The following is an 18,119-nucleotide window of genomic DNA, read 5'->3' as shown; positions in this document are numbered from 1 at the left end:
CGCCCTGCAGGCAGCCACATAATGGCTGCCTGCGGGAGGTACGCCTCCCACCCGTTTTTCGCCACTTCCTCCAGGAGCAATGCATGAGCCAGATCAAGGTCGCTGTCATCGTGGGCAGCCTGCGCAAGGATTCCTTCAACCGCAAATTCGCCGACGCCATTGCGCGCCTGGCACCCGAAGGCCTGGTCTTCGAGCAGGTCGCCATCGACAACCTGCCCCTGTACAACCAGGACCATGACGGCAATGAGGCGGACGTGGTCAAGCAGTTCCGCGCCCAGATCCAGTCGGCCCAGGCCGTGCTGTTCCTGACGCCCGAGTACAACCGCTCGATTCCCGGCGTGCTCAAGAATGCGCTGGACCAGGGCTCGCGCCCCTACGGCAAGAGCGTCTGGGCCGGCAAGCCCGCTGCCGTGGCCGGTGTCTCCGTGGGTGCCATCGGCACGGCGCTGGCGCAGCAGCACCTGCGCAATGTGCTGGCCTACCTGGACATGCCCACGCTGGCCCAGCCCGAAATCTTCATCCAGGCCAAGGACGGCCTGTTTGCCGAAGACGGCTCCATCGGCGCCGGCAGCCGCGATTTCGTGAACGGCTTCGTGCAGAAGTTCGCGGCCTGGGCGCGCAAGCACCAGTGAGCGGTGCGGCAAGGCCGCTCAAGACACAAAAAAGCCCGGCAATGCCGGGCTTTTGCGTTGCAGCTCCTGTGAGCGCAGAGGTCAGGACGCGTCAGGAAGCGGGAGACGGGTTGGCAATCGCCGCAGCAGGGCGCGCGGCGGACGATGCTTTCTCGCGCGCCTGGGCCTGGTCGATGGCGTCGATGATCACCACGCCGGTCGACTTGACACCGGGCGCCGAAAAGCCGGCACCGGGCGTCACGCCGGGATGGGCCAGCAGCTTGCGCGTCATTTCCTGGTTCAGTTGTTGCTGGCTGGGTTTGGCGGGGGTGGGCGCTGCGGCGGGCTGATCGGGCTCCTCGGGCGCAGGTGCCTCGTCGGTGTTGCGCACGTAGCTGCGGTAGACGCGCGAATTGAGCTGCTCCTGGTCCTGCTCGCGCTGGTACTGCATGAACTGGTAGACGCCGATGCCCAGCACGGTAATGGCCAGCAGGGACACGGCAATCACCGTGATCACCAGGTTTTCATCGGACGGCGGGCGGACATGGACATGGACAGGGCCGCGGGGCCGGGCATGGGGACGGTGGCTTGTGGCTGGCATGGATGGAAGGCAGTGAATGCAATAAGGCTGCCTGGATATCGGCAGGTCCGCCGTCTTTCTGAAATACAGACGGTTCGTGTCGGACAAGGCCGCGAATAGGGCGGTGATGGTTCAGCCTACCAGCTTCGTGTGTCTGCGAAAGCCCATCGCGCATTGCTTTTTTCAAAGGAGGTGCAGAGGCGGATACCTCTTTTATTCGCCACAGTCCATTGGGAGCATTCCGGACAGCCCGGCACGGCCGCTGTCGTGCCTCTCCAAAAGCAAAAGCGCCTGGGCCGAAACCCAGGCGCTTGTCCATTCATTGAGCAGGCAGCCCCTGCGGGCTGCAATGGCCATCAGGCGGCGATGGCCGCTTCCTGATTGGCGGCAGCCGCTGCACGCACGATGTCGTTGCGGGCCGATTCCAGGGCCTTGGCCTTGGACTCATCGCCCATGGCCACGCCTTCTGCGCGCACGATGCTCACATCGGTGATGCCCAGGAAGCCGAACACCGTCTTCAGGTAGCTTTCCTGGTGCTCCAGGGCCTGGCCCATTTCACTGGTGGAGTACACGCCGCCGCGCGTGGAGGCCACGATGACCTTCTTGCCCTTGGCCAGGCCTTCGGGGCCGGCTGCGGTGTAGCGGAAGGTGCGGCCGCCCTGGGCGATGCGGTCGATCCAGGCCTTGAGCTGGCTGGAGATGGTGAAGTTGTAGAACGGAGCGCCGACCACGACCACATCGGCCGCCAGGAACTGGCTCACCAGGGCTTCGGAGATGGCGTTCTGTGCGCGCTCGGCTTCCGTCGTGGCGGCCTGGCCGGTGCGAAAGCCCATGGACACTGCGTTCAGGTGGTCGGGGGCGTTCACGGCCAGATCCAGGTACTCGACCTTGGCGCCGGGATTGGCGGCCACCAGGGCGGCCACGGTCTGGGCGGTCAGCTGGCGGGACACCGAAGCGGCGCCGGTGATGGAAGAGTCGATGTGCAGCACTTGCATGGAAAAGCTCCTGGGATGTCGGTTGGGATCGCGGTTGGGATCGGCCATTCGGGAAAGCTTGTAGGGCCGACGATGGGATCAATTGTGAATTTGGACAGAGTCTTTGATAAGCCGCAGAAATTGCGATAGATTGTCCTGAATTTGCAGCCAATGAGCACAGGGAGGGACGAGCGACATGATGGATCTCAACGACATGCTGTACTTCGCCGAGGTCGTGGAGCGCGGCGGCTTCGCCTCTGCCGGGCGGGCGCTGGGCATACCCAAGTCCAGGCTGTCGCGGCGCGTGGCGGAGCTGGAGGCCCGGCTCGGAGTGCGCCTGCTGCAGCGCACCACGCGCAAGCTCTCGCTGACCCAGGTGGGCGAGGCCTATCTGCGCCATTGCCAGGCCATGCGCGATGCGGCCCTGGCCGCCGCCGACACCGTGGCCGAGGTGCAGACCGAGCCGCGCGGCACCATCCGCGTGAGCTGTCCCGTCACCCTGGCCCAGACCGTGCTGGGCGAGCTCATGCCCCAGTTCCTGCAGCGTTGCCCGCTGGTGCATGTGGAAATGCAGGTGACCAACCGGCCCGTGAACCTGGTGGAGGAGGGCATCGACGTGGCGCTGCGCGTGCGCCCCAGCCTGGAGGACAGCGGCTCCATGGTCGTCAAGCGGCTGGATGTGGCGCGCCAGATCCTCGTGGCCAGCCCGGAGCTGCTGGAGCGCCAGGGCACGCCGCGTGCACTGGCCGACCTGCAGCACCTGGACAGCATGTCCATGTCGGCGGTGGATGGCCAGTCCAGCCTGCTGCTGGTCGGCCCCGAAGGCCGCGAGCAACGCCTGCAGCTGCAGCCGCGCTATGTGGTGGATGACCTGCTGACGCTGAAATTCGCGGCGCTGGCCGGCAGCGGCATGTGCTGGCTGCCCGACTACATGTGCCATGAGGAACTGGCCGAAGGCCGGCTGGTCCATCTGCTGCCGGGCTGGGAGCCGCCGCAGGGCATCGTGCATGCGGTCTTCCCCTCGCGGCGCGGCCTGGCGCCGGCCGTGCGGCATTTCCTGGACTTCCTGGGAGAGACCGTGCCGGGGCGCAACAGCCACGCCACGCGCGAGCCGGTGGTGCGCTGAGGCTGCACCCCGCCATGCCATAAGAAAACAACAAATCGTTCGTTGGGATCGTCGGCGGCGTTCTCCACAATCGGGGCCCATGTCCAGCAATGGACAGTCCAGGAGAACCCATGAATCCCCACCGCATCATCATCGTGCCCGGCTGGCGCAACTCCGGCCCTGACCACTGGCAAAGCCTGTGGGCACAGCAGCTGCCGCATGCCGAGCGGGTGGAGCAGGACGACTGGCTCGTGCCGCACCGCGATCCCTGGGTGGCCGCGCTGGAGCAACTGGTGCTGTCCCGGCCCGAGCCCGTGGTGCTGGCCGCCCACAGCCTGGGCTGCATCACGGCCGCGCACATGGGGCCCGAGGCCAGCGCCCGCGTGCAGGGTGCGCTGCTGGTGGCGCCGGCCGATCCCGAGCGCCGCGCCCAGCTGGCCGACTTTGCGCCCGTGCCCTATGCGCCGCTGCCCTACCGCAGCGTGCTGGTGGCCAGCAGCAACGATCCCTACTGTCCGATCCGCCGGGCCGGCGCCTATGCGCGGGCCTGGGGAAGCGAGTTCGTGCGGCTGCAGAACGCGGGGCACATCAATGTCGAATCGGGTTTCGGCGACTGGCCCCTGGGCTTGGCGCTGCTGCAGTCGTTGATGCAGGGTGACAGCTGGCAGCCCGCGCAACCCCGGCCTGCCGTGCGTGCGCCGCGCGTTGCCGGTGCACGGGCAGCGGTGCCGGCAGGCGCGGGCGCCCCCTGGGCCGCCGGGCTGTGAGGTGGCGGCTGGCGAAGACGGTGGGCCAGGCTTCTTATATGGAAGCAGGCCATTAACAAACAAAAATATATTCTTTTGAGTTTTAAGCCAGCGTTCGCACAATGTGACTGTCTGTGAATCCACCGCAGAGATGTCCACTAATAAAAGGCAGCGAACCATGCATTCTTTGAAGCTCAAGACTTTGTTGGCCACCCTGGCGCTGGCCGCCGCAGGAACCGTATCGGCGCAGAACCAGCTGCTCAACGTCTCCTACGACGTGGCGCGCGAGTTCTACAAGGACTACAACGCCGCCTTCGTCGCCCACTACAAGAAGACCAAGGGCGTGGACATCAAGGTGGACCAGTCGCACGGCGGCTCCAGCGCCCAGGCGCGCGCCGTCAACGACGGCCTGGCTGCCGATGTGGTGACCTTCAACACCACGACCGACGTGCAGTTCCTGGCCGACAGCGGCGTGGTCGCCAAGGACTGGGCCAAGAAATTCCCCAATGACGCATCGCCCACCACCTCGACCATGCTGTTCCTGGTGCGCAACGGCAACCCCAAGAACATCAAGGACTGGAGCGATCTGACCCGTCCCGACGTGAAGGTCGTGGTGGTCAATCCCAAGACGGGCGGCAATGGCCGCTACGCCTACCTGGCGGCCTGGGGCTCGGTGCGCGAGAAGGGCGGCACCGATGCGCAGGCGGCCGAGTTCGTGCAGCAGCTCTACAAGAACGTGCCCGTGCTGGGCAAGGGCGGTCGCGATGCGACCAGCATCTTCCTGCAACGCAACATCGGCGACGTGCTGATCACGTTCGAGTCCGAAGTGGTTTCCGTGGAGCGCGAATTCGGCAAGGGCAAGGTCGATGCCGTCCATCCCTCGGTGTCCATCGTGGCCGAGAACCCCGTGGCCGTGGTCGAGCGCACCGTGGCCAAGAAGGGCACGGGCCAGCTGGCGCACGACTACCTGGCCTGGCTGTACTCCGACGAAGCCCAGGAAATCGCCGCACAGCACGCGCTGCGCCCCCGCTCCGAGGCCGTGCTCAAGAAGCACGCCGACGTGTTCAAGCCCATCAAGCAGTTCACCGTGGCGAAGTACTTCGGCTCGCTGTCCGAAGCCCAGAAGGTGCACTTCAACGACGGCGGACAGTTCGACAAGATCTACGTCCCCGGCAAGTAAGCACGCAAGCAGGCATGAAGGCGGCGAAGTCCGCCTGAGGCCCCCTCCCCACACTGGCTGATTTGGAATCCAACATGGTGTCTGCCGTTCCGACCAGCCCAAGGCCTGGCGCCGACGCTCCTGTGCCCGCACCGTCCGGTGCGGCGCGCAAGGGGCGCGGCGCCAAGCGCGTTTTGCCCGGCTTCGGGCTGACCTTGGGCTATACGCTGTTTTATCTGAGCCTGATCGTGCTGATCCCGCTGTCGGCACTGCTGTTCAAGACCTTCTTGCTCACCTGGCCCCAGTTCTGGGAGGCCGTGGCCTCGCCGCGCGTGCTGGCCTCGTACCGGCTGACGTTTGGCGCCTCGTTCGCGGCGGCCTGCGTGAACCTGGTGTTCGGCCTGCTGATCGCCTGGGTGCTGGTGCGCTACAAGTTTCCGGGCAAGAAGATCGTCGATGCGCTCGTCGATCTGCCCTTTGCCCTGCCCACGGCCGTGGCCGGCATTTCGCTGACTGCCTTGCTGGCCGGCAATGGCTGGGTGGGCCAGTACCTGGAGCCCTACGGCATCCAGCTGGCCTTCAATCCGAACGGCGTGGTGATTGCGCTGATCTTCATCGGCCTGCCTTTCGTTGTGCGCACGGTGCAGCCTGTGCTGGAGGATTCGGAGAAGGAGCTGGAGGAGGCCGCCACCAGCCTGGGCGCCTCGCGCTGGCAGATCTTCTACAAGGTGATCCTGCCGGCCATCACGCCCGCGCTGCTCACGGGCTTTGCCATGGCCTTCGCGCGCGCCATCGGCGAGTACGGCTCGGTCATCTTCATCGCGGGCAACATGCCCATGATTTCCGAGATCACACCGCTGATCATCATCGGCAAGCTGGAGCAATACGACTACGCAGGCGCCACGGCCGTGGCCGTGGTGATGCTGCTGTTCTCCTTCGTGATGCTGCTGGTCATCAACGCGCTGCAGGCATGGCAGCGCAAGCATTCGGGAGGGGCTTGAGATGGCGTTGTCTCCACAGGAAGCATTGCTTCTCAAGATCATTGGCGCGGTGCTGGTCGCCGTGCTGGTGCTGTACAGGCTCACGGCGCCCCCGAAGGGCCGGCGTGAAAAGCTCTCCACCACCGAGCCGCGCGCCGTGCGCTGGATTCTCACGGGCATTGCGCTGACCTTCATCGGCCTGTTCCTCGTGCTGCCACTGGCGGCCGTGTTCACCGAGGCGCTGCGCAAGGGCTGGGATGCCTATGTCGCCGGCCTGCAGGAGCCCGATGCCTGGTCGGCCATCAAGCTGACCCTGATCACGGCGCTGATCGCCGTGCCGGTGAACCTGGTGTTCGGCGTGGCGGCGGCCTGGTGCATCGCCAAGTTCGAGTTCCGGGGCAAGGCCTTTCTGATCACGCTGATTGACCTGCCGTTCTCGATCTCGCCCGTGGTGGCGGGCCTGATGTACGTGCTGGTGTTCGGTGCCCATGGCTGGTTCGGCCCCTGGCTGGCCGAGCATGACATCAAGATCATCTTCGCCGTGCCCGGCATCGTGCTGGCCACCATCTTCGTGACCTTCCCCTTCATCGCGCGCGAGCTGATCCCGCTGATGCAGGCGCAGGGCAGCGACGAGGAGCAGGCCGCCATCGTGCTGGGCGCCACGGGCTGGCAGACCTTCTGGAAGGTCACCGTGCCCAACATCAAGTGGGGCCTGCTGTACGGCGTGATTTTGTGCAATGCGCGCGCCATGGGCGAGTTCGGCGCGGTGTCGGTGGTCTCGGGCCACATCCGTGGCCAGACCAACACCATTCCGCTGCATGTGGAGATCCTCTACAACGAGTACCAGTCCGTTGCCGCCTTCGCTGCCGCATCGCTGCTGGCTCTGCTGGCCCTGGTGACCCTGGTCATCAAGTCGGTGGCCGAGTGGCGTGCCGAGCACCAGGCCAAGGCCGCAGCCGAGCTGCCTCCCGAGCGCCCCACGCCGGCTTCCCAGGCATCCCGTGTGCCGCAGGTGTCCTGAGGCCCGCGCCCCGACCAGAAAAGAGCAAGACCATGAGCATTGAAATACGCAACGTCAGCAAGCAGTTCGGCGATTTCCAGGCCCTGCGCGATGTGAGCCTGGACATCCAGTCCGGCGAACTCATCGCGCTGCTCGGCCCCTCGGGCTGCGGCAAGACCACGCTGCTGCGCATCATCGCGGGGCTGGAGACGCCCGACGTGGGCAGCATCCACTTCAGCGGCGAGGACACGACCGACGTCCATGTGCGCGAGCGCAACGTGGGATTCGTGTTCCAGCACTACGCGCTGTTCCGCCACATGACGGTGTTCGAGAACGTGGCCTTCGGCCTGCGCGTGAAGCCCCGCAGCCAGCGCCCCAGCGAAGCCCAGATCCGCGACAAGGTGATGAGCCTGCTCAAGCTGGTGCAGCTTGACTGGATCGCGGACCGCTTTCCGTCCCAGCTGTCGGGTGGCCAGCGCCAGCGCATCGCGCTGGCCCGCGCCCTGGCGGTGGAGCCCAAGGTGCTGCTGCTCGACGAGCCCTTCGGCGCGCTGGATGCCAAGGTGCGCAAGGAGTTGCGCCGCTGGTTGCGCCACCTGCATGACGAGCTGCATGTGACCTCCATCTTCGTGACCCACGACCAGGAAGAGGCACTGGAAGTGGCCGACCGCGTGGTCGTCATCAACCAGGGCCGCATCGAGCAGGAAGGCACGCCCCAGCAGGTCTGGGACAACCCGGCCACGCCCTTCGTCTACGGCTTCCTGGGCGATGTCAACCTGTTCAAGGGCCGTGCCAGCGATGGCCGTGTCTACCTGGACGACGGCACCCAGCTGGACAGCCACGATGCCAAGGGCGCCAGCGACAGCAAGGCCTTCGCCTATGTGCGCCCGCACGATCTGGAGGTGGAGCGCTACTCGCCAGGACAGAACCTGGACGTCCAGGGACGGCCCACGGGCATCGTCGTGCAGCTGGCCCGCGCCATCGTCGTGGGGCCCATTGCGCGCCTGGAACTTATTCCATCGGAGAGCACCGAAAGCACGGACAATGCCGAAGAGGGTGGCCTGATCGAGGCGCAGATTCCTGCGCAGCAGTTCAGGGACATGGCGCTGCGCGAGGGGGAAACCCTGGTGGTGACACCGCGCCGCGCCAAGGTGTTCCTGGACGAGGCGGCTGGCATCTGACGGCGCGGCAACGGTTTCCTGCACCCGCTGAACAGGGCTGCAGCGCCGGGCCGGCGCCGCAGCCCTGATTTCATTCAACCGGGTGACGAAAGACAAGAATGCTTCAATGGTTTGACAACGCTCCGCGCCGCATCCTGGCGCTCATCAGCCTGGCCTGCGTGGCCATGCTGGCCTTCGGCATGTATCTGCAGCATGTGGTCGGGCTGGAGCCCTGCCCGATGTGCATCGTGCAGCGCTACGCGCTGATCGGCGTGGCCATCTTCGCGGGCCTGGGCAGCGCACGCGGCGGGCGCGGCTGGCTGATGGGTTGGGGCATCGCGGCGCTGGTCGCCGCAGGCTTTGGCGCCTTCGTCGCCGCGCGCCAGAGCTGGCTGCAGTGGTATCCGCCCGAGTTCGCCACCTGCGGCCGCGACTTCTACGGAATGATCGAGAACTACTCCATCAGCCGTGCCGTGCCCATGATCTTCCGTGGCTCGGGTGACTGCGTTGCCGTGGACTGGAGCTTCCTGGGCGGCTCCATCGCCAACTGGTCCTTCATCTGCTTCGCCATCATGAGCGTGGCCGTCTTGGTGCTGCTGGTGCGCGGCGCTGCCCGCAGGCGCTGAGCCCTAGGCTGAGGCTTGCGCCAGTCGCCGCTGCAGCGACTGCGCCAGGGTGCTCAGAATCAGCCAGCAGGACGTGGCGCCCGCGTCCAGCACGCCGATGGAGCGCGGCCCCAGCCGGGCCGAGCGCCCGATGCGGGCCTGCAGGTGGCGCGTGGATTCCTTGCCTGCCTCGGCCGCGGCCTCCATGGCCTGCAGCGCCTCGCGGAAACCGGCGCCGGCCTGCAGCGATTGCCGGTAGGCCTGCAGGGCCGGGGCCAGCGTATCGATGAGGGTCTTGTCGCCCACCCGGGCCTTGCCCATCCCCTGCACATCGGCGACGGCCCGCGCCAGCGCCTGGCCGAACAGGGCGGCATCCATCTCCTGCTCCGGCCCAAGAACATCGGCGAAGCCTTGGAAGAAGCTGCCGTACAGCGGGCCCATGGAGCCGCCGATATCGTCCATCAAGGCCTGGGACAGCTGCTGCAGCGCCGCAGGCAGCTGCGCCGCCTGGCCGGCGTCCATGGCATCGAGCCGTGCGCCGCAGCCGGAAAAGCCCTTGGCCATGTTGATGCCGTGATCGCCATCGCCGATCAGGCCGTCGATCTCGCTCAGGAACTCCCGGTGGCCGACGATGGCCGTGATCAGCTCGCGCACGATGCTGCCCGCGTCATCAAGCGCGATGGCCGGCCCTTCGCTGGTGCGCCTTGCGGCTTGGGGACGGGCGGTTTGTGCCTGTTCCTGGGCCTGTGCCGGCGTCCTTGCCGGAACAGAGGGCGGCGTTGGAATGGCCTCCTGCGGCTGGGGCGGCAGCCCGCCGGCCACGGTGAGGGCGACTGACTGGCAGGGCGCGTTGAGGCAGGCCAGCAGCTCGTCGTCCAGCTGCATCAGCGTGAGCGTGATGCCCATCATCTCCAGCGAGGTGAAGAGATTGCCCACGAGCCGGAAGGCCACCTGCATGCCGCGTTCTTGCAGGCGCCGGGCGACCTCGCTATAGAGGATGTACTGCTCCATCAGCGGCGTGGCGCCCAGGCCGGACAGCAGCACGGCCACGCGGTCGCCCGGGCAGAAGGGCAGGTCGGGCAGCAGGGTGTCCAGCATGCGCTCGGCCATATCGGCCGCCGTGGCCGTGCGGTGCACGGACATGCCGGGCTCGCCATGGTGGCCTATGCCCACCTCCATGCTGCCGCGCTCGATATGGAAATTGGCCTTGCCCACGGCGGGAATGGTGCATGCCGACAGGCCGATGCCGATGCTGCGCGTGCGGGCCATGGCGTGCCGGGCGAGGGCGATCACTTCGTCGAGGCTGGCGCCCATGGCTGCCCGGGCGCCCGCCACCTTCCACATCAGGATCTCGCCGGCCACGCCGCGGCGGCTGGCCTCGTCGCCCCGCGTGGCAGAAGGCACGTCGTCGTTGGCCACCACGGTCCTGACCGCCATGCCTTCGGCTGTCGCCATCTGCACGGCCATGGCCACATTCATGTTGTCGCCTGCGTAGTTGCCATACAGGCAGGCCACGCCGGCGCCGCCATCGGCCGCGCGCATGGCGTCGTAGAAGCTTCTGGCCGTGGGGGACGAGAAGACCTCGCCCACGGCGGCGGCGTCGCACAGGCCTGCGCCCACATAGCCCAGAAAGGCCGGCTCGTGCCCCGACCCGCCGCCCGTCACGATGCCCACCTTGCCCCTGCGTGGCGCGCCATGCAGGCGCACGACGCGGGCATTGCCGGCGTCGATGCGCAGGGTGTCGCCATGGGCGGCGATCCATCCCTGGAGCATGTCCTCCACCACCCGGTCGGGGTCGTTGATCACGCGGTTGGTCGTCATGCCTTTGTCTCCTCCAGGTGCGGTCCCGGCGGGTGTGCCGAAGACCGTTCATATGATCATTGAGTGGTCATTTTTGTTTTGTTGAAATTGGCGTGTCAATGCCTTTTGGCTATTCAATAGCCAAGGGAAAACGATAGGATTTGACGGATTTTGTAGAAAATTCAACAGGTTACGTATTCATCTTGCCGATTCACATAGCTATCGTTGTTTGACAACTGCTCTCCGATTGAGAAGACTCTCAAAAAACATTGATCAAATGATCATGTGATGGTCTTTTGTAATGAAGGGGATGCCATGAAGCTGGCCATCGGCTGCGACGAAGCCGCCTGCGACCTCAAGAACGCCGTGAAGCAGCATCTGCTGGCCCAGGGCCACGAAGTGGCCGACTTCGGCACGCACGACGGCGAGCCGGTGCTCTACCCCGACATCGGCATCGCGGTGGCGCAGGCCATCGTCCAGGGCCGCCATGAGCGCGGCGTTCTCCTGTGCGGCACGGGCATCGGCATGGCCATTGCCGCCAACAAGGTGGCGGGCATCCGCGCCGCGCAGGCCCATGACACCTATTCGGCCGAGCGCGCCAGCCGCAGCAACGACGCGCAGATCATCACGCTGGGCTCGCGCGTGATCGGGGTGGAGCTGGCCAAGGCCATCGTGGACCGCTTCCTCGCATCGCGCTTCGATGGCGGCAGCTCGGCCCTGAAGGTGGATGCCATCACCGGCTTCGAACGCTCGCAGGCCGCCGCGGCCGGGCGCGGGCAGGGCGCGTGACCATGGACACCGGCACCCGCACCGGCACCGCACTGCTGCAGGCGCGCGGCGTGGCCAAGAGCTTCGGGGGCGTGCCTGCGCTGCGCAACGGCTGCCTTGAGCTGCAGGCGGGCAGCGTGCACGCGCTGTGCGGCGGCAATGGCGCAGGCAAGTCCACCTTCCTGAACATCGTGATGGGCTTGTTGCGGCGCGATGCCGGCGAGATATTGCTCAAGGGCCGGCCGGTGGATTTCGCCACGCCGCACGAGGCGCTGGCGCACCGCCTGTCCATCATCACGCAGGAGCTGTCGCCCATTCCGGGCATGAGCGTGGCCGAGAACATCTTCCTGGGCCGCGAGCCCCGGCGCGCCGGCGTAGTGGTCCGCCATGCCGCGCTGCTGGAGCAGGCGGATGCGCTGCTCAGGCAGCTGGGCTTCGATATCGATCCGCGTGCGCAGATGGGCCGCCTGAGCCTGGCGCAGACCCAGCTGGTGGAGATCGCCCGCGCCCTGAGCCGGCAAAGCGAGCTGATCATCATGGACGAGCCCACCTCGGCCATTGGCGAAAGCGAGACCGCCATCCTCTTCGACGCGATACGCCGCGTGACCGCGCAGGGCGCCGGCATCCTCTACGTGTCGCACCGCCTGACAGAGATCTTCACCATTGCCGACAGCTACACGGTGTTCCGCGATGGCGGCTTCGTGCAGACCGGCGCGCTGGCCGATATCGACCGGCGGCAGCTGGTGAAGCTCATCGTGGGCCGGGAGGTCCGCGCTGCCGCCAGCGAGCGCAGGGCTGCGGCGCCGGGTGAGCCGCTGCTGTCGGTGCAGGGGCTCACGCGCCGGGGCGAGTTCGAGGACATCAGCCTGGACGTCGCCCCCGGCGAGGTGCTGGGCATCTACGGACTGATGGGATCGGGCCGCAGCGAATTCCTCAACTGCCTGTACGGCCTCACGCGCGCCGACCAGGGGCAGGCGAGCCTGGGCGGACGGCCCCTGCCGCGCGGCAATCCGGCGGCGTCGATCAAGGCGGGTCTGGCCCTGGTGACCGAGGACCGCAAGGCCACGGGGCTGGTGATGAGCTCCTCGGTGCGCTTCAACACCAGCTTGCCCGCACTGACGGACCTGCAGCGCGCCGGGGTGGTGGATGGCGCGGCAGAGCGCGTGCTGGTGGGCGGTCTGCTGCAGCGCCTGCGCGTGAAGCTGGCCAGCCCGGCCATGCCGGTGTCGGGCCTGAGCGGCGGCAACCAGCAGAAGGTGGTGCTGGCCCGCTGCATGGCCACCAACCCCGTCTGCCTGCTGTGCGACGAGCCCACGCGCGGCATCGACGAAGGCGCCAAGCGCGAGGTGTACGCCTTCCTGGCCTCGCTGGCCGCGCAGGGCCATGCCGTGGTGGTGGTGTCCTCCGAGGCGCCGGAACTGCTGGAGCTGAGCGACCGCATCGCCATCTTCCGCAAAGGCCGGCTTGACCGCGTGGTGGCCGGCCACGGCATCACGCAGGAGGCGCTGATGCACCTCGCGTCCTGAGCCCGGGCGATGCCCGTGCTGCGTTTTCCCCTTGCCTTTCACAACACACAGGAGACATGACCATGCCGTTTTTCCGCCTCACCACCGTGCTTGCAGCCGCGCTTGCCGGCGGGCTGTTCCTGGCCGCAGCGCAGGTCCGGGCCCAGGCTCCGGCCCCGCTGTCGGCACCAGCACCAGTACCCGCACCGGCCAAGCCCTACCGCATAGGCGCGGCCGTCTATGGGCTCAAGGGCGAGTTCATGCAGATGTGGACCAAGGAGCTGAAGGCGCATCCGGCCGTGAAGGACGGCACGGTGCAGATCACCGTGTTCGACGGCAACTACGACGCGCTGACGCAGAGCAACCAGTTCGACACCATGATCACGCAGAAGTACGACGGCATCCTCTTCGTGCCCATCGACCTCAAGGCGGGCGCGGCGCCCGTGCAGAAGGCGGTGAAGGCCGGCATTCCCGTGGTGGGCTCCAACACGCGCGTGCAGGGCGATGTGCTGACCTCCTACGTGGGCAATGACGATGTGGTGGCCGGCCGCATGCAGGCCGAGGCATTGATGAAGGCCATCGGCGGCAAGGGCAATATCGTCGTCATCGAGGGGCCCATAGGCCAGTCGGCACAGATCGAGCGGGCGCGCGGCAATGACGAGGTGCTGGCCCGCCACAAGGACGTGAAGGTGCTGGCGCGCAAGACCGCCAACTGGTCGCGCGCCGAGTCCATGGGACTGATGGAGAACTGGCTGACCGCATTCCCGGGCCAGATCCAGGGCGTGATCGCCCAGAACGACGACGAGGCCCTGGGCGCGGTGCAGGCCATCAAGACCAAGGGCATCGATATCAAGACCATCCCGGTGGTGGGTGTGGACGGTGTGGCCGCCGCCATCACGGCCGTCAAGCGCGGCGAGATGACCACCAATTTCCAGGATGCCCAGGCCCAGGCGCAGGGCGCGCTGGATGTGCTGCTGCGCCAGCTAGTCGGCCCGTCCTACCGGCCGCGCTCGGTGGTATGGAGCGAGTATGCCCAGGCCATGCCCTGGGGCGATGGCACGGCCAAATCCTACGAGGTGCCCTGGACCGCCATCGTGCCCGCCAATGCCGACGCCTTCTTGCAGAAGGTGCGCAAATGAGCGCCGCCGGCCTGGAGCGGGACTTCGACGGCCGCACGGCCCTGGTCACCGGCGGCGCGGGCGGCATCGGCCTGGCGATTGCCCGGCAGCTCGCCCAAGGCGGTGCGCGTGTCGTCCTGCTGGACCTGGAGCGGCAGGCACTGGACGTGGCCGCTGCCAGCCTGGCGGAGCCCAGGCGCCACCTGGCGCTGGCGGTGGATGTGACCAGGCCCGAGGGCGTGGAGCAGGCGGTGGCCACGGTGCTGGAGGCCACGGGCCGCATCGACATCCTGGTCAACAGCGCCGGCGTGGCGCTGCTGGAGCCGGCCGGCGAAATCAGCGAGGCCGCGTGGGAGCGCACGCTGGCCGTCAACCTCACGGCGCCGCTGCTGCTGGCCCAGGCGGTGGCACCGGCCATGCGCCGCCAGCGCCACGGACGCATCATCAACCTGGCCTCGCAGGCCAGCGTGGTCGCGCTCCGGCGCCATGCCGCCTATTGCGCCAGCAAGGCGGGCCTGGTGGGACTGACGCGCGTGCTGGCGCTGGAGTGGGCGTCCGACGGCATCACCGTCAACGCCATCTCGCCGACCGTGGTGGACACGCCGCTGGGCCGCAAGGCCTGGGCCGGGCAGGTGGGGGAGGCCATGCGGGCACTCATCCCCACGGGCCGCTTTGCGCAGCCCGAGGAGGTGGCGCGGCTGGCCGTGTTCCTGGCCGGTACGCACGCCGGCATGCTGACGGGCGAGAACATCGTCATCGACGGGGGCTACTCCATCCAGTGAGCGGCCTGCCGGCCCCACGCCTTTCTTCCATCAACGCGGGAGTCCTCCATGACGAATCTTCAAGCCGCATCTTCGCCGCCGCTCTTGGGGCGGCGCGCGCTGGACCTGCGCAGCCTGCGCGAGCGCTACGGCGTGGTCATCGCGCTGGTTGCGCTGTGCGCCGCGCTGGCGCTGGCCAACCCCCATTTCATGACCTGGGGCAACTGGGCCGACATCCTGCGCCAGACCTCCATCAACGGCATCCTGGCCATCGGCATGACGTGCGTGGTGCTGACGGCGGGCATCGACCTGTCGGTGGGCGCCATCCTGGCGCTGGCCGGCATGGTCGGCGCCTGGCTGGCGGCCGATGGCCAGGGGCTGGCGGTGAGCGTGGGCGCCGGGCTGGGCGTGGGCATGCTGCTGGGCGGCGTCAACGGCCTGCTGGTGGCCTGGTTCGCGGTGCCGCCCTTCGTGGCCACGCTGGGCATGCTCAGTGCGGCGCGCGGCCTGACCTACATCTACAACGACGGCATGCCGGTGTCCGAGCTGCCCGACGGCTTTCTTGCCATCGGCGCCGGCCAGCTGGGCCCCGTGCCCATGCCCATCGTGATCTTTGCCGTTGCCGTCGCAGTGTTCGCCTTCGTGCTGCGCTACACCGTGTATGGCCGCTATATCTACGCCGTGGGCGGCAACCTGCGCAGCGCCAAGACCAGCGGCATCAACACCCGCGCCATCGTGCTGCTGGTCTATGTGGTCAGCGGCCTGCTCGCGGGGCTGGCCGGCATTTTGCTGGCGTCGCGCACCACGGCGGCGCTGCCGCAGGCCGGCGTGTCCTACGAGCTGGACGCCATCGCGGCCGTGGTGATCGGCGGCACCAGCCTGTCGGGCGGCACGGGCAGCCTGGGCGGCACGGTCGTCGGCGCCCTGCTCATCGGCGTGATCAACAACGGGCTGAACCTGCTGGGCGTGTCCTCGTACTACCAGCAGCTGATCAAGGGCGTGATCATCGTCGGCGCCGTGCTGCTCGACAGTTCACGCCGCAGGGCATGAAGCGCTGCGCCCACGTCCTGTCCACCATCTGCAACCCGGGAGAGTTCCATGCAAAACACCCTGCCTGACGCCGCCGATACGAACATGCTGGCCGTGGTCTGCCACGGCCCCAGGGATTACCGGCTCGAACGCGTCGCGCGTCCGCAGGCCGGGCCGCGCGAGCTGGTCATCCGCGTGGCTTCCTGCGGCATTTGCGCGGGCGACTGCAAATGCTGGGCTGGCGCGCCGCGCTTCTGGGGAGATCCGGAAAAAGGCCGCCCCGCCTATGTGCGCCCGCCGGTGATCGCGGGCCACGAGTTCTGGGGCCATGTGGTGGAGGTGGGCGAGGGTGCCCAGGAGCACCACGGCGTGCAGCTGGGTGACCGGGTGATCGCCGAGCAGATCGTGCCCTGCCATGCCTGCCGCTATTGCAGGACCGGCTTTCGCTGGATGTGCGAGGTGCACGATGTCTACGGCTTCCAGGGCAAGGTGGCCGATGGCGGCATGGCCGAGTACATGCGCCTGTCCGCCCGCGCCGTGGTGCACCGGATTCCCGAGAGCGTGGCCTTCGAGGATGCGGCCATCACCGAGCCGCTGTCCTGCGCCATCCATGCCGTCAACCGCGGCGACATCCAGCTCGACGATGTGGTGGTCATCGCCGGCGCGGGCACGCTGGGCCTGCTCATGGCCCAGGTGGCGCGCCTGAAGACGCCGCGCCGGCTGGTGGTCATGGACCTGTCGGACCAGCGCCTGGCGCTGGCGCGCCGCTGCGGCGCCGACGTGACCATCAACCCCGCGTGCGAGGATGCCCGCGCCATCGTGCACGCACTGACCGACGGCTATGGCTGCGATGTGTACATAGAGACCACGGGCGCGCCCTCGGGCGTGACGCAGGGGCTGGACCTGGTGCGCAAGCTCGGCCGCTTCGTGGAGTTCAGCGTCTTCGGGCGCGAGACCACGGTGGACTGGTCCATCATCGGCGAGGAAAAGGAGCTGGACCTGCGTGGCGCCCACCTGAGCGCCCATTGCTACCCCATCGCCATCGACCTGCTGGCGCGCGGGCTGGTCACCTCCGAGGGCATCGTCACCCACCGCTATGCGCTGTCGGAGTGGGAGAGCGCCATCCGGGTGGCCGATTCCATGGACTCGGTCAAGGTCCTGCTGCTGCCCCACGCTGGCGAGGCCCGGTGAGCGGCGCTACACTGCGCGCCTTTCCCGGCACCCTTGGAGGCACCCTTGACTGAAAGCGACCTGACGCGACTGGCGACCCTGTACTACGTCGATGGATGCACGCAGGACCAACTGTCCAAGGAGTTCGGCATCTCGCGCGCCACCGTCGGGCGGCTGCTGCGCCGCGCGCAGGAAGAGGGCATTGTCGAGATCCGCGTGCGGCCGCATTCGCTGGTGTCCGCCGACCTGGAGCGGCAGCTGACCGAGCGCTTTCACATCAAGCGCGCACTGATCGCGGTGGACCACAAGGATGCCGACCGGCAGCGCGAACTGCTGGCAGGCCTGGTGGCCAGCGAGCTGGAGCGCATCCTGGTCGACGGCTCCATCGTGGCCGTGGGCATGGGGCGCAACGTGTCCTCGGTCTCCGAGCACGCCCTGTCCGCCACACGGCGGGAGTGCCACTTCGTCAGCGCCATCGGCGGCTCCTACCGTGGCGGGGAGGCGATGAACGCCGACCACATCGCGCGCCGCCTGGCCGCGCGTTTTGGCGGCAAGTCCGAATCGCTCTATGCGCCGGCCCTGGTGGGCGATCCGCAACTGCGCAAGGCGCTGCTGGACAACGACACCGTCAGGCACACCCTGGACAAGGCGCGCCGCGCCGACATCGCCCTCATCGGCGTGGGCGATGTCAGCGTGGACAGCAACATGGCCCGCATGGGCTGGTTTTCCGCGCAGGAGATCTCGGACGCCCGCCGCGCGGGCACGGTGGGCGACATGATGGGCTACGACTTCATCGACATCCACGGCCAGCCGGCCGCAACCCCCATGCAGGACCGCGTCATCGGCCTGAGCCGCGAGGACCTGCTGCGCATACCCAACGTCATCGCCGTGGCGGCCGAATCCAGCAAGGTCACGGCCATCCTGGGCGCCCTGCGCACCGGCGCCATCGACACCCTGGCCACCACCACCGCCAACGCGGCGGCCGTGCTGCAGCTGGACGATGTCATGGGGACGACGCGCTGACGCAGCGGGGGGGCGCGGCTCGCGG

General features: G+C 67.6%; 18 protein-coding genes. 15 read left to right on the top strand and 3 right to left on the bottom strand.

Translation table 11 applies throughout. The features are described 5' to 3' along the window. Nucleotides 1-83 precede the first annotated feature (83 nt). Nucleotides 84-632 (top strand): NADPH-dependent FMN reductase, encoded by a 549-nt coding sequence (locus tag GRX31_RS15850; protein WP_160853550.1) that lies wholly within the window; start codon nt 84-86, stop codon nt 630-632. A 91-nt stretch (nt 633-723) separates the two neighbouring features. Here the strand turns inward: GRX31_RS15850 and GRX31_RS15845 are convergent, their stop codons facing one another. Continuing rightward, entirely contained in the window at nt 724-1,212 is a 489-nt protein-coding gene (locus GRX31_RS15845) for a hypothetical protein (protein ID WP_160853548.1), read from the bottom strand. A 335-nt stretch (nt 1,213-1,547) separates the two neighbouring features. After that, nucleotides 1,548-2,186 carry an FMN-dependent NADH-azoreductase gene (locus GRX31_RS15840; RefSeq protein ID WP_016448263.1) on the bottom strand — a complete coding sequence of 213 codons (639 nt, stop codon included), beginning with the start codon at nt 2,184-2,186 and terminating at the stop codon, nt 1,548-1,550. A gap of 175 nt (nt 2,187-2,361) precedes the next feature. Here GRX31_RS15840 and GRX31_RS15835 point away from each other — a divergent pair, with 175 nt between their 5' ends. The 7 genes from GRX31_RS15835 to GRX31_RS15805 all read left to right on the top strand — a co-directional run bounded on the left by GRX31_RS15835 (nt 2,362) and on the right by GRX31_RS15805 (nt 8,941). Further along, nucleotides 2,362-3,291 (top strand): LysR family transcriptional regulator, encoded by a 930-nt coding sequence (locus GRX31_RS15835; protein ID WP_017407342.1) that lies wholly within the window; start codon nt 2,362-2,364, stop codon nt 3,289-3,291. Between the two features lie 110 nt (nt 3,292-3,401). Further along, the gene (locus GRX31_RS15830; protein WP_016448261.1) at nt 3,402-4,037 is read left to right on the top strand and encodes an RBBP9/YdeN family alpha/beta hydrolase; all 636 of its coding nucleotides are present in this window, start codon (nt 3,402-3,404) and stop codon (nt 4,035-4,037) included. Nucleotides 4,038-4,194: 157 nt separating this feature from the next. Then, the gene (locus GRX31_RS15825; RefSeq protein ID WP_026062880.1) at nt 4,195-5,196 is read left to right on the top strand and encodes a sulfate ABC transporter substrate-binding protein; all 1,002 of its coding nucleotides are present in this window, start codon (nt 4,195-4,197) and stop codon (nt 5,194-5,196) included. A gap of 74 nt (nt 5,197-5,270) precedes the next feature. Continuing rightward, nucleotides 5,271-6,176, top strand: a complete 906-nt coding sequence (cysT, locus tag GRX31_RS15820) for a sulfate ABC transporter permease subunit CysT (RefSeq protein ID WP_160853546.1) — start codon at nt 5,271-5,273, stop codon at nt 6,174-6,176. 1 nt (nt 6,177) lies between these two features. Continuing rightward, nucleotides 6,178-7,176 (top strand): sulfate ABC transporter permease subunit CysW, encoded by a 999-nt coding sequence (gene cysW, locus GRX31_RS15815; protein ID WP_061287734.1) that lies wholly within the window; start codon nt 6,178-6,180, stop codon nt 7,174-7,176. A 32-nt stretch (nt 7,177-7,208) separates the two neighbouring features. Continuing rightward, nucleotides 7,209-8,336, top strand: coding sequence for a sulfate/molybdate ABC transporter ATP-binding protein (locus GRX31_RS15810; protein ID WP_016448258.1), 1,128 nt, complete (start codon nt 7,209-7,211; stop codon nt 8,334-8,336). Nucleotides 8,337-8,434: 98 nt separating this feature from the next. Continuing rightward, nucleotides 8,435-8,941, top strand: coding sequence for a disulfide bond formation protein B (locus tag GRX31_RS15805; protein ID WP_016453280.1), 507 nt, complete (start codon nt 8,435-8,437; stop codon nt 8,939-8,941). A gap of 3 nt (nt 8,942-8,944) precedes the next feature. Here GRX31_RS15805 and dhaL read toward each other — a convergent pair whose 3' ends face one another. Next, entirely contained in the window at nt 8,945-10,741 is a 1,797-nt protein-coding gene (gene dhaL, locus GRX31_RS15800; protein WP_160853544.1) for a dihydroxyacetone kinase subunit DhaL, read from the bottom strand. A gap of 294 nt (nt 10,742-11,035) precedes the next feature. On the opposite strand from dhaL, the gene rpiB reads away from it, so the two are divergent. The 7 genes from rpiB to GRX31_RS15765 all read left to right on the top strand — a co-directional run bounded on the left by rpiB (nt 11,036) and on the right by GRX31_RS15765 (nt 18,094). Next, nucleotides 11,036-11,509, top strand: coding sequence for a ribose 5-phosphate isomerase B (gene rpiB, locus GRX31_RS15795; RefSeq protein WP_012206383.1), 474 nt, complete (start codon nt 11,036-11,038; stop codon nt 11,507-11,509). Between the two features lie 2 nt (nt 11,510-11,511). Further along, a complete protein-coding gene (locus tag GRX31_RS15790; RefSeq protein WP_160853542.1) occupies nt 11,512-13,014 on the top strand; it encodes a sugar ABC transporter ATP-binding protein in 1,503 nt (500 codons plus the stop codon). 62 nt (nt 13,015-13,076) lie between these two features. Beyond that, the gene (locus GRX31_RS15785) at nt 13,077-14,132 is read left to right on the top strand and encodes a substrate-binding domain-containing protein (protein WP_160853539.1); all 1,056 of its coding nucleotides are present in this window, start codon (nt 13,077-13,079) and stop codon (nt 14,130-14,132) included. Further along, entirely contained in the window at nt 14,129-14,893 is a 765-nt protein-coding gene (locus GRX31_RS15780) for a GolD/DthD family dehydrogenase (protein WP_160853537.1), read from the top strand. Before GRX31_RS15785 ends, GRX31_RS15780 begins: the two co-directional genes overlap by 4 nt. Nucleotides 14,894-14,941: 48 nt before the next feature. Further along, nucleotides 14,942-15,922 (top strand): ABC transporter permease, encoded by a 981-nt coding sequence (locus GRX31_RS15775; RefSeq protein ID WP_016448253.1) that lies wholly within the window; start codon nt 14,942-14,944, stop codon nt 15,920-15,922. Nucleotides 15,923-15,970: 48 nt separating this feature from the next. Beyond that, nucleotides 15,971-17,092: an alcohol dehydrogenase catalytic domain-containing protein gene (locus GRX31_RS15770; RefSeq protein ID WP_160853535.1), complete on the top strand. Its 1,122-nt coding sequence runs from the start codon at nt 15,971-15,973 to the stop codon at nt 17,090-17,092. Nucleotides 17,093-17,137: 45 nt separating this feature from the next. Then, complete coding sequence (locus tag GRX31_RS15765; RefSeq protein WP_012206377.1) at nt 17,138-18,094, top strand: sugar-binding transcriptional regulator; 957 nt, start codon at nt 17,138-17,140, stop codon at nt 18,092-18,094. Nucleotides 18,095-18,119: the final 25 nt, after the last annotated feature.

The sequence above is a fragment of the Delftia sp. CH05 genome, from assembly GCF_009827015.1.
GTDB classification, from domain to species: Bacteria; Pseudomonadota; Gammaproteobacteria; order Burkholderiales; family Burkholderiaceae_C; genus Comamonas; species Comamonas tsuruhatensis.
The sequence above is the reverse complement of the archived record's forward strand: the minus strand, read 5'-3'. Positions and strand labels throughout refer to the sequence as shown.